Genomic DNA, 12,227 nt, shown 5'->3' on the forward strand with positions numbered 1-12,227 from the left:
CCGGAACAGGGAAAGAGCGATGATTTAAAAAAGCAATGAGCTGTGGAGCTGCTACAGAATAATCATACAATTCTGTAGCAGCTCCGCGGGTTTATATCCTTTCTAACTCTCCTTTGTTAGTTTTTTCCACTCTCTTCCCAGAACTTCTGCTCTTCCAGTTTGTCGATCCGCTGGTTCAGGTATTTTATCATTCGGTCTTTATTTTGGGTGATAGTGGTGTCCTCTTCGATCATTGCAAGCGTGTTTTTATATCCATTGATGGCTTTTTCGGCATCTTTTAGCTGGTAGTCCAGAATCATCAATATGTCCATGCGGACAGACATATTTGTAGGATCAGATTCCAGAATTTCATTGTAAATTTTGAGGGCTTTATGCCACTGTGTGGCCCTTTTGTAGTTTTCTGCCAGTTCTTTGATAATCATGTTTCTGATGGCAGGTGGGGTGGTAATGATATCGAGTGCAGTGTGGAAATACCGCTCGCTCTCATCGGTTTGACCTATATTTCTGCAACAAATTCCCAGGTTGTAATACACCAGAAAATCATTGGGGTTTTGGAATGCTGCCTGTTTCAAAGGTATTTCGGCTTCCAGGTATTCGCCGTTTTTTCGGTAACTCATCCCCAGGAACTTAGTTGTGATAAAGGAAGAGTCCCCTTTTTGGTAGAGTTCATCAAATACTTTGATAGATTCTTCATACTCATTGAGTAGAAAGAATGTCTGACCATACAACCGGCGCAAAGGTTTGGAATCGTGAATTTCAGGATTGTAGTATTGATCGAAGAAGGAAAGGGCCTCACCGGGTTTTTCCAGATCCAGAAACAATTGTCCTGCTTTGAAAAGAGTGATGTTTTTTGGGGAGACTTCTACACTTTTCGTGTAGAAGATCAGTGCACTGTCCGGTTTTCGGGCCATCTTAAAAATATCTCCCAGTTGATTCAGAAAGAATGTATTGGTGGAGTCTTTGCTAATCAGATCGCTGAAAATATGCAATGCTTCCGTCAAATTGCCTTCCTTTTTCATTACGAGTGCTTTTCGTGGCAGGTAAACAGCGCTGTCGATTCCCTGCTCCAGCAGCAGGTTTACAAATTCCAGTGCTTTGGTGTTCTCAGAAATGCTGTAGTAAATATCTTCCAGTTCTTTGGCCAACTCGATGGAGGAGGAGTCACGTGCGTAGGCTTTTTCAAGGGTAACAATGGCGCTGTCGATTTTGTATTCTTTCATCAATCTTCTTGCGTGTGCTATATGCAGGGCAATGGTATCCGGCGAAAGCTTATGGGATATGGGTGTTTGAAGTGTTGAATCCATTGTGGGGATTTGGGTACTGTCGGGGTTCGTGAAGGCCACCTGAAGGCTGTCATTTTTCGTGAAATTTCCTGCGAAAATTTGAAATGTCAGGGTTAAGAGGACAATGATTAAAGAAAAACGATTCATAGTCAGAATTTTGTGGGTTAGAAAAAATCCCCGGGCCTGTATTAGGGATAAAGGCCCGGGGAATTCTTAAGAATTAAAATGTTCAATTTGGTGAAGATTTGCTTTCCGAAGATAACTGAAAATTTATGGGTACTGTATAATTAACGTTTACAGCTTCTCCGTTTAGTGAACCGGGCGTCCAGTCGGGTAAAACTGAAATTACCCTGAGAGCTTCTTCATCCAGAATGGGGTGGCCCGAACTACGCACTATTTCCGGTTCGGTCACTTTTCCCTTTTCATCTATAATAAATTTGATATAAACTCGTCCTTCTAACTTGTTTTGAACGGCTTCATCCGGATAATTTGTATTGTTGATCAGGAACATACCTAGTGCCTTATCTCCGCCGGGAAATTTTGGCATTTGATCCACTATATCGTAAACGTCTGTTTCTGAATCCGATTTTAGGACTTCTCCTGATTCAGCAACCCGGGCATTTTCTTCTGTTTGATTACAAGCCATAAAACCGATGAAAAAGGTCAGTAAAGCTATGGTTGCAAAAAGAGTTGTTCGCTTTGAGGTATTATTATTTTTGGACATCATAATAAATCGTTTTTTAATGAATGATTTGTGAAAACTGTTTACCAATTCCAGGCGGGCACCTGTACGTTGGTAAAGCAGCAACTTTTTGTAGTTGACCGGTGAAACCCCCTGATGCAATACGGCTCTGTCGGCCTGAAATTCATGAATTTCTTTCAGGTTTCGGCGCAGAATCCATACAAAAGGGTTGAACCACTGGAAGATAAGAACTGATTCCAGCAAAATTACATCGGCAGAATGCCATTTGACCGAATGGGAAATCTCATGGGCAATGATTTGGTTGATCTCCTCTTCGGTATAGTCGTTCTGTCCGATAAAAACCAGGTTGAAAAATGAAAACGGACTGAAACTCCCTGGCAGATATGCCACTTTGAAACGACCATGTCGGGCAAACACAGCCTTTCGTGACCAGAAACCAAGTTTTATCAATCCGTGAATTACTCTTATTAGAAAAAGCATGACTCCAATGCTATAAATTATCCTGGCGGTTGGCCATTTAAAGGCTGGTGCTGTAAAAAGTGTTTTTACATCGCCAGAGACAATCGTGACCGGAGCCATCAGAACTGCAAAGTCATCATTAACGCTACTTGTACTGAACAAGTTCAATCGGAAAAAGGGCAGGAGCAGAGCAAAGATTAATCCACTCAAAAGAAAAAAGCGGTTGAAAGTAAATGTTGTTTTACTTTTGAGAAATAACTGATAAATGAAAACTGTCCCGGTAATGAATACCGAAGACTCGTACAGCCAGTTTACATAATTAATCATTGTTCTTTGCTTTTTTTGTTCTCCAACTCTTTCCGTACATCAGCCATGAGCTCATCAAAATCTTTTAAATCCATCTTGTCATTTTTTGCAAAAAAGGAGACAAGATTTTTGAATGAATCTTCAAAATAGTTGTTGATAAAGCGTTTCATGAATTTCCTGGTGTATTCCTGCTTTGAAATAATCGGAAAATAAATGTGTCCTTTTCCCTCAACTACATGGTCCACAAAACCTTTCTTTTCCAAGATGCGCACGAGCGTGGATACGGTGTTGTAGGCCGGAGTTGGCTCAGGTAGGTGATCGATGATTTGCTTCACTGTGGCATTGCCCATTTGCCACAGGGGGTGCATCACTTGTTCTTCTGCTTTGGTCAGTTCTTTCATCTTTCAACTAAAAGTTTAGTTCAAATCTATAACTAAAAACTTAGTTGATCAAGTGTATTGTTGTTAAAAAAGCATAAAACGAAGATTGAGATCCAATAAAAGACGAATATTTTTACTTGTTCCAGATGTCCCAGGCAGCTCCTGCCTGAAGGTGCAGCATTTCCAGACCATTCTTTACAACAGCACCTTTTTGGCTACACTTCTGCATGAAAAGGGTGGTTTCGGGGTTGTAAATTAAGTCAAAAGCAAGATGCCGTGAAGTGATTCCGTTGTAGGGGATGGCAGGACACTGATCCGTTTTGGGAGCCATTCCCATGGGAGTGGTATTTATTATAACAGTATATTCTGTGAGAATTTCCTCGTTGAGCGATTCATAAGAAACATGTGAGGGATGCTGGGGAGTCCGGGATATAAAACGGTATAGCAAACCTAAATCTTTCAATGCATATGCAACAGCTTTTGATGCACCACCCGTTCCCAGAATCAGTGCTTTTTTATGATGAGGAAGAAGAAGTGGTTCTATGGAGCGCGAAAAACCAATAATATCACTGTTGTATCCTTTCAGACAGGGTTTTGAACCATCCCAGGTTATTTTTACAACATTAACAGCACCGGCTTCACGGGCTACCGGATCAACTTCGTTCAGGTACTCTATGACTTGTTGTTTGTAAGGGATGGTTACATTGAGACCGGCGAGATAAGGGTGCTTTTCAAGTAAACTGGGAAGTTCCCGGATGTTCTCAATGGGAAAATTGAGGTACCGCGCTTCTATATTTTCTGTTTTGAATTTCTCTGTGAAATATTTCTGCGAAAAAGAATGTCCCAGCGGATAACCGATAAGTCCGAAAGTTTTCATAAAGCAAGGTTTTTAGGAAAAACACTAAGAGCCACGAGCTAACAGCTACGAGCTAATAATCTTCTGTCTGAGTTTTATCAGCCCAAATCTCCGTGATGGCAATACTTACGATGCCTAAGATAATAAAAACAAGTGCAAGTACAAATTCGGTGTTGACCTCCGGCAGATGCCAGTCATAGGCAATTACTTTCACCTTATCTCCGAATGTCTGAGTGATTTCTGTTTTCCAGGGCCAAAGAATTCCCAAAGAACCCAGAATAAATCCTGAGAGCAGGGCAATGGTAGAGTTGGGAAAACGTTTCATCAACCACGAAAGGAACCGGCTGAATACAATCAGTCCCACTACCGCTCCAATGCCCACAGGCAAAAGAATCGAGAGATCAAAGTTGTTGACGGCATCAATCATGACCAGCTGATAGTTTCCCATGAGTACCAGCACGAAAGAGCCGCTAAGTCCGGGTAGTATCATACTGCAAATTGCTACCACGCCGCACAAAAACAAATAATAAAATGACCGATCTTCCCCTGCAGGGGTAAGGACAGAGATGCTAATGGCAATGGAGGCTCCCACTAAAAAAGAAATTACGGCTGCCGCATGCCATTTTCGAACGGTGCGTGCCACAAACCATACGGAAGCTAATACCAAACCGAAGAAAAAGGCCCATACATAGATGGGATGGTTTTCGAAAAGATATTCCAGAAGCCTTGCAAGGGAAAGGATTGCTGCAAAAACTCCGGCGAACAGATAGAGCAGAAAAAACATATCTGTATAAGCTGCAAACTCTTTTAGTTTTCCCTTAAGCAGCAGTTTAAAAGCGGTTCCGTCAAATGATTTGATGGCATTGATCAGTCGCTCAAAGATGCCTGTGATTAGGGCAATGGTTCCACCCGATACTCCGGGGATTACGTTGGCTGCTCCCATGGCAGCACCTTTCAGAAAAGGGAAAATAATTTTGTTAAGCATCTGAATAGTCTATTTGTTCTGCTCTATAAAATCATTTAACGTAGGATCTTCTTTGATGGCAGGATTTAATCCCGGAAATGCTTCCAGTAAATCGTCCAGGTAACCCGGAGCTGAAATTACAGCACCATTCAATAGTTCTGTCGCTTGCTCAATGTCTTCGGTTATAAGAATATGATAAGCTGCCAGAATATACTGAAAAGAGATGGTTTCGATAAATTTGACGCCATATTCATCCACAAACAACTCGATGTTGTAAGAAGGATTGAGCGCTTTGCTGAGTTTGAATAATGCTATGATGTGACGCAAATCTCTTCGGTTACTGAGAATGGCTTTAACGAAAAATTTTTTTGACAGTTTCCACTCTTCTTCCAGAACATAAGATTGTGCTTTAATGTGATGAAACATGCCCAGCTCGGAATCATGCATCATCTCTTTTTCCCTCATGGCCATATCAATGACAGCCCGACAGTTTTCGGGGTCTTGTTGCTCCATGTAAAATCGGGCAAAACTTTCCCAGGCATCTATATCCATTGGATCTATGCGTGTCGCCAGGTCGAAAAATTTACCGGCCATAGTGGAGTTGCTAAGCTGATTCCAACAGTCGGCAATGTAATGATGGCAACGGGATTGAAAAATGTCGTAGGAGATGCACTCCAGATAATTGTCCAGGGCTTCCTGGTAGCGATTTTGCTGTGCCAGACTATTTCCCTTATTGAAATAGGCTTGAGCATGTTCCGGATTGATGGCCAGGCAAAATTCAAAGGCTTCATCGGCACCTCTGAGATCACCCATTTTTACAAGCGTGATACCAGAATTGTACCAGGCATTGTCTGACCAAGGATTGATGTCCAGTACCTGCTGGTAGGTGTTGAAAGCTTTCTGGTCTTCTTCCACTTTATCATAGGCATAAGCCAGTTCAAACAAGAGGTTCTCGTTGGCCCAAAAAAGATTTTTCCGTTTTTCCAGAATGTCAATGGCGGCCTGATATTCATGAAACTGGTTGAGGTATAGGGTTACATCGAGCAAAACCTCCGTGTCATTCCCAAATGCATATTTAAAACCTTCTTCAAAAGTAGCTTTCGCTTTTTCGTTTTGGTCGTTGCGCAGATACACATATCCCAGATTCAGGTAAACCTCGGAGTTGGATTTCTCAATCTGCAGAAGATTTTCCAGCAGTGCCGCAGCTTTAGTGAGTTTCCCGTTTTCGATGTAGATAATGGCTTGCTTAACCTTTAATACTGAGGCCTCGGGATGTTGGCGTAAACCAATCTCTATAATGCGTTCAGCCTTGTTAAACTGAAGCTTATCTATGTAGAAATCAAATATATTTTCTATGCTGTGGACATCAAAAAAGAATTCCTGTCCCTTGTATTCCATTTTCTCAAACCGCTCAACAGCTTCCCTCACTTCATTAAAATGGCCAGACCATGAATCATACATACACACTTGTTTTTAATGGTGCAAAAGTACGCAATCTTTGTGTAATGCCAATGCATCTGATTCATTTTAGTACGTATGTCTTGTTTGCCTTGATAGTGTGCTGTTTATGATTACAGCAAGCTTGTTTTTTTTCTGCATATGGACTTTGTGAGATTACTTCGGGAATGGCCCTCACTATGAACCGCGTTCCGGCATGAAACGAGTATGGAGCTTTGACTTCTCAAAATTTCCACAAACGAGCATTGCAGCGATTTCCTAAAAAGAGAATGTAAATAATCAACCATACGAGTTCCATCAGACCAATAACTTAGATTAATTATTTTCTGATGAATGCATCTCTTTTGCCTTCTGCCTTTTATCTTCTGCCAGATAGTCAACCCTGTCTCACTCAGGCTGATGGGCTTTTCGCAACAAATCATTGACCGTTTTTACAGGGTTGAATGTTTCAACAGGGACCTCCACAAAAATTGTCAGCCAGTTGGCCATGGCACCATTCCAAAGTCCCGGTCTTTCCAGTGCTTTGATGCTTTCCCCGTTGATTGATTTTTCCGAAATAAAACCGGTATTCTGATCAATATATTGCAGAAGATCAAACTTATCTCCTTCAAAATTGCGGGTTATGCAAACCAAATCCACCGGATTAAAATGGGTGCTTCCTTCAAATATTTTCTTTTGTTCAGGATTGTACAGGTCAAGTTGTGAGCTTTCAACAATTTGCAGGGTTTCCTGACCATCAGTGTTGCGCACCCAGAAGGGGCCGCCGCCCGGCTCACCTTCATTTTTAACCATTCCGCATACTCTGATGGGGCGATTCAGAAAATGTAAAAGATATGCACCCTGCTCACCTAATGAACCATCTGCCAAATGCCCCGGAATATCGGTATGAAGTGTTTCTTTCAGGAATTTCCGGATGGAGGTAATCAAGTCGATGGATAGTTCATCTTCCAGCTTTTGAATGAAATGAAATACCTTGTTTCGAATTTGAAGTGCCAGGCCTCCCAGAGCTTGTTTGTAATCTGATACCTGCCCGATTTTATCGGATGGCAGCACATTATCAATGTTTTTGATAAAAATGATTCCTGCATCGCAATCGTTAAGGTTTTCTATGAGGGAACCGTGTCCTCCCGGGCGAAATACCAGTTTCCCGTCTTTATCACGGAATGGTTCATTGTCTGGGAATACCGCAACGGTATCGGTATGTGCTTTTTGGAAACTATAGGTGATCTGAAATTCTGTTCCCGTCTTTTTTTGTAAAGATTTTATGTTTTCGGCCAATTCCTGTTTGAATAGATCCAGATGCTCGGGACTTACGGTAAAGTGAACGTGGGCTTTATCTTCCTTGCTTTTGGCATAACTGGCTGCTTCGGCCAGGTGCTCAAGCATTGCAGTCCGGTCTCCTTCAGGATACTGGTGGAACCGAATCAGCCCTTTGGGTAAAAATCCGTAATTTAAGCCATCTTCATTTAACACCCTGGTAATAATTTCAACGGCCAGAGCTTCGCGCTCTTCAGGCGTGTCAAGATTTTTGCCGGAGAAAAACTGTTTAAGGGCATTGAAAAAAGCAAACCGGGGCAGGTGATTGATAAATTCTTTTGCCGGATGTTGATCATTCAGTTGTTTCAGGTCTTCCGGGTGCTCCAAAAATTGATACAGGGCTTTAAACATCCGGGTTGCTGCTCCCGAGGCCGGAACAAATTTGAGCGGTACCAGCCCCTTATTGATTTCTTCCTGGTAAAGGTTTTTCAGGGAATGAATAGAATTTTCCGATAATCCAATAATTCCATTGGTTAGCGTGGCAGGACGCTCTGCTTTGAGCGGTGGAAAGCCTTCTTTAAAGCGGTTGATCTGTTCTTTTAATGCCTCAATGGAAATCCCCTTTTCTTCAAGTTGCTTCAAATCTGTGTCTTGGATCATGTTTTTCGTTTTTTATTTGTCTGAAAATAATGATTTTTCCTGTTTTTTTCAAATAATGCTGGTATAGGAGCTTTAATTTATCTCAGGCATAAAAACAAAAATATCATCCAAAATTATGGTTCGATAAATTAAGTTCCATAAAATGAATGAGGGGGGGGGCAATTTTCCTGGGGCGTTGCCCCAGGCTATTGCTCCCAGATCGTTGGCCTGTTTGGGATGGTTTTAGAATGGACATATTTTTAATTCCTTAAAAAGTTCATTACCATAAGGAAATGCAATTTTTAACTACAGAATCTCGACCCGCGATGAAAAATAGGTTTGTATCTGGGCATAGTGTTCGCCCTGAAGGGGAACAAGCACCAGCATGGGGCAACGCCCTATCGCTTTGAGTATTGGTGTGGGATAGTGCCCTGAAGGGGCGAAAGCACCTAATCCCAAACATAGCTGTCGCCAAAATCAATATTGTAATTTTTCAAGAACTTGCGGAATTCATCTTTAAAAGTCATTTTTTTATGATGTATATCCTGATTGTCAATATACCTTTTTACAATATCAACTTCTTTTGGATTTACTGAAAAAATTCCATACCCTCTTTGCCAGGAAAATTTTGAATATTTTGGATCAACCTTTTTAGCCCATTGAGAAGATTGTTTTTTTAACTCCTCAACCAATTTTATTAGTATAAAATTTGACTATTACAGCCTAATGCTTTCAGGTCTTTGGACTGTTGAAGAATAGTTTTTAGAGAGAAAAACGATGCACCGGGAGAATTCAGACCAATTTAAAATCGATATTGGTTAAGGATCTTCGTCCTTTACGATGTTTAATTACCTGCTAAATTCAAGCGTCCTCAATTTAATTGACCTGACAATAGTTTACTATCTCCTTCATAAAACTCCTCTGCTGTTATCCGAATTTGTTGGTGTTTAAACATCTCAATTCGAAAACTCATAGATAAACCAGACTAAATTAAAGAAATTTTGCAGGAATTGTTCATAAATAATTTTTTAGGTAAAACATTACCTGATTATTTATGATTCGAACAATCATTTTTGTAAATTCCTGCATCTCAATAAAATCCAGCAATGAAGAATTGACCAAAAACGACGAAAACTGTAAATGTTTGAAAGTCAAATAACAAAAACGTTTTGAGTGAGAATTAAATTTCTATTTTCGCCACGTTTTCCAATGGGATAAACTATTCAAACAAATAGAGTAATCATTAATAGCTGAATGCTTTCGTTGGTTGTTTTCAAAGGGAGCATTTTAATATCAACTCTTTATTATGAAGCAATTATTGTTAAGTTTAGTTGGCTTAATATTGTCGCTGACGCCTGTTTTGGCCGAGGGCTATCAGGTAAATGCGCAGGGACAAAAGCAAATTGGAATGGGACATACAGGAACAGCATTGTTGCTGGGTCCATCGTCCATTCATTTTAACCCCGGTGCCTTATCTTTTCTTGAAGGAAAATATATGTTTTCCGGAGGTGTAAGTGGCGTAATTTCGCAAAATACTTTTGTAAAAAGACAACCGTCACTTTACAGTGCCGAAAGTGACAACCCTATGGGAACTCCGTTCTCTGTTTATGGTGCCATGCGTTTAAACGAAAAACTGGTGATTGGAATTGGTGCCAACTCACCCTACGGAAATAGCCTGGTTTGGGGCGATGACTGGGACGGACGTTATTTAATACAGGATTTATCTTTGCAGGCCATATTTGTTCAGCCCACCGTTTCATATGCCATCACACCTAAAATAAGTATCGGTGGTGGTCCTGTAGCTGTTTTTGGTGCTGTGGAACTCAATAAGGCACTTCCCCTTCAGTCGGAAAGCGGAGATGGACAGGTTACGCTGGAAGGAAGTACTGTTGCTTATGGTTATAATGTGGGACTTTTTCTGAAATTAACTCCTGAGTTGTCTTTTGGAGTAAATTATCGTTCCGAAGTGAATGTGGAGATGGAAGATGGTGAGGCTACTTTTTCAGTTCCGGAAAGTATGCGGGGAAATTTCCCTGAAGGAAACACTTTTTCAGCCGCATTGCCCATGCCCGCAAACCTGACATTTGGGTTGGGGTGGCAAGCCAGTGATAAACTACTCCTTGCTTTTGATTTGCAACATGTGGGGTGGTCGGCCTATAAGGAATTGAATTTTGATTTTGAACAGAACACTGTGGCTCTTCAGGACTCGGAAAACCCACGGAATTTTGAAAACTCCATGGTTTATAGATTGGGTGCTGAATACAAAGCGCTGGAAAACCTGAAGGTTCGTGCCGGTGTTTATTATGATGAAACGCCCATACCAGCTGATTATCTGACTCCGGAAACTCCGGGTACCAACAAAACAGGTATCTCTGCCGGTCTGTCTTATGCGCTCAGTTCAAAGTTATCGCTCGATGCTTCACTGCTTTATATATCGGGCGAAGAGCGGGAAGACGGATATGCTCCGATGGACTTTTACGGAACATACAATACTTCTGCATGGCTTCCCGGACTGGGAATCAGCTATACATTTTAAAATACCTTAAAAGTGATGATGATGAATAAGATATTATACTTTGCCTTAGCAATAACATTTCTAAGTTCATGTGACCAGGAGGCAGATGTTCCAACGCCCAAAAGTGGAGGAGCTGATTTTTCTGTATTTGTATCTTTGGGAGATTCTTACTCTGCCGGATATACCGATGGTGCACTGAGCCGGTATGGGCAGGAGAGTGCTTTTACGACTCTGATGGCAGCGAATTTGTCCGGTTTGGGAAATGAAGGCTATTCAGTACCGTTTTTACCTGAAGGAACCAGCGTTGGTTCATCGCTCGAGGGGAAAATGGAACTTCAGGTAACCCAATCCGGTCTGGCACCTGTTACCACCGAAGGAAATCCGGAACTTTTAACCGATCCTTCCACCTGGATTAATGAGGGGGCTCCATACCATAATATAGGGATTCCCGGAGCCAGAAGTTATCATTTGGTAGCTTCTGAATATGGAGATTTCACATCAGGGGTAGGAAATTTCAATCCTTTTTATGCGCGTTTTGCAACAGCTCCCGGTGTTTCCACCGCTTTGTCTGATGCATTGTCATTGACCCCGACTTTTTTCAGTCTGTGGATTGGCGGAAACGATGTGCTGGGTTATGCCCTGGCAGGTGGCGAAGGGGAGAGTGCAGGAATGGGGGGAGATGATATTACCCCTGCTCCGGTTTTTGGGCAAAGTTATGATTTGATGTTATCGGGCCTGACCGGGCAGGGAGCCAAAGGGGTGATTGCCACGGTTCCCGATATTGACCGAATTCCATTTTTTAATACCGTGTTGCCCGGTATGCTGGAATTGACAGCGGAACAGGCCACTGCGTTGAATGTAGGTTATCAGCAATACAATGATGCTGCAATGCAATACAATCTGGAAAAAATAACCTTTACTGAAGGGGCCAATTATTTCGTGGTGGAAGACGAAGATCATCCGCTGGGAATGCGTCAGATAGCAGCAGATGAGAAAATATTACTTACTGCACGTACAAATATCACAGCGGCAGGATGGGGATCTCAGAGTCCCGTTCCACAGGAATATGTACTGGACAAAGCTGAGTTAACCGCCATCGCTGAGGCTACAGTGGTTTTTAATGGCATTATCCGGGAAAGAGCAAGTCAGTTTGATTTGGCTCTTGTGGAAACCAACGATTTACTGGAAGCAACTGCCGATGGACTGATGGTGGATGGCATATCTTACAACAATGCCTATATTACGGGGGGCGTGTTCTCTTTGGATGGGATCCATGTTACAGCCCGTGGCTCGGCCATTTTGGCCAATGAATTTATTGATGCTGTGAATGAAAAATACGGAAGTACAATTCCGCAAGTGGTCGTAAACAATCAGGACGGGATTGTTTTCCCGTAATTATTTCCCAAA

General features: G+C 41.8%; 10 protein-coding genes. 2 read left to right on the top strand and 8 right to left on the bottom strand.

What is annotated here, in order from left to right; genetic code table 11:
• Window positions 1–116 precede the first annotated feature (116 nt).
• The 8 genes from W7W_RS0105215 to W7W_RS0105250 form a co-directional block, all read right to left on the bottom strand.
• Window positions 117–1,304 carry a tetratricopeptide repeat protein gene (locus W7W_RS0105215; protein WP_157202444.1) on the bottom strand — a complete coding sequence of 396 codons (1,188 nt, stop codon included), beginning with the start codon at window positions 1,302–1,304 and terminating at the stop codon, window positions 117–119.
• 208 nt (window positions 1,305–1,512) lie between these two features.
• A complete protein-coding gene (locus tag W7W_RS0105220) occupies window positions 1,513–2,772 on the bottom strand; it encodes a M56 family metallopeptidase (protein ID WP_010662770.1) in 1,260 nt (419 codons plus the stop codon).
• On the bottom strand, window positions 2,769–3,152 hold the full coding sequence (locus tag W7W_RS0105225) for a BlaI/MecI/CopY family transcriptional regulator (RefSeq protein WP_010662771.1): 384 nt from the start codon (window positions 3,150–3,152) through the stop codon (window positions 2,769–2,771). The genes W7W_RS0105220 and W7W_RS0105225 overlap by 4 nt, the downstream gene beginning before the upstream one ends.
• A gap of 112 nt (window positions 3,153–3,264) precedes the next feature.
• A complete protein-coding gene (locus tag W7W_RS0105230) occupies window positions 3,265–4,008 on the bottom strand; it encodes a shikimate dehydrogenase family protein (protein ID WP_010662772.1) in 744 nt (247 codons plus the stop codon).
• Between the two features lie 52 nt (window positions 4,009–4,060).
• A complete protein-coding gene (locus tag W7W_RS0105235) occupies window positions 4,061–4,972 on the bottom strand; it encodes a DUF368 domain-containing protein (protein WP_010662773.1) in 912 nt (303 codons plus the stop codon).
• A gap of 9 nt (window positions 4,973–4,981) precedes the next feature.
• Complete coding sequence (locus W7W_RS0105240; RefSeq protein WP_010662774.1) at window positions 4,982–6,412, bottom strand: tetratricopeptide repeat protein; 1,431 nt, start codon at window positions 6,410–6,412, stop codon at window positions 4,982–4,984.
• A 384-nt stretch (window positions 6,413–6,796) separates the two neighbouring features.
• Window positions 6,797–8,326: a DUF4301 family protein gene (locus W7W_RS0105245; protein WP_010662775.1), complete on the bottom strand. Its 1,530-nt coding sequence runs from the start codon at window positions 8,324–8,326 to the stop codon at window positions 6,797–6,799.
• Between the two features lie 428 nt (window positions 8,327–8,754).
• Complete coding sequence (locus W7W_RS0105250) at window positions 8,755–8,997, bottom strand: transposase (protein ID WP_010662776.1); 243 nt, start codon at window positions 8,995–8,997, stop codon at window positions 8,755–8,757.
• 614 nt (window positions 8,998–9,611) lie between these two features.
• On the opposite strand from W7W_RS0105250, the gene W7W_RS0105260 reads away from it, so the two are divergent.
• Both W7W_RS0105260 and W7W_RS0105265 read left to right on the top strand, forming a co-directional pair.
• A complete protein-coding gene (locus W7W_RS0105260; RefSeq protein WP_010662777.1) occupies window positions 9,612–10,841 on the top strand; it encodes an OmpP1/FadL family transporter in 1,230 nt (409 codons plus the stop codon).
• 21 nt (window positions 10,842–10,862) lie between these two features.
• Window positions 10,863–12,215 carry an SGNH/GDSL hydrolase family protein gene (locus W7W_RS0105265; protein ID WP_234408819.1) on the top strand — a complete coding sequence of 451 codons (1,353 nt, stop codon included), beginning with the start codon at window positions 10,863–10,865 and terminating at the stop codon, window positions 12,213–12,215.
• Window positions 12,216–12,227 lie beyond the last annotated feature (12 nt).

Origin of the sequence: Marinilabilia salmonicolor JCM 21150, assembly GCF_000259075.1 — a bacterium.
Lineage (GTDB): Bacteria > Bacteroidota > Bacteroidia > Bacteroidales > Marinilabiliaceae > Marinilabilia > Marinilabilia salmonicolor.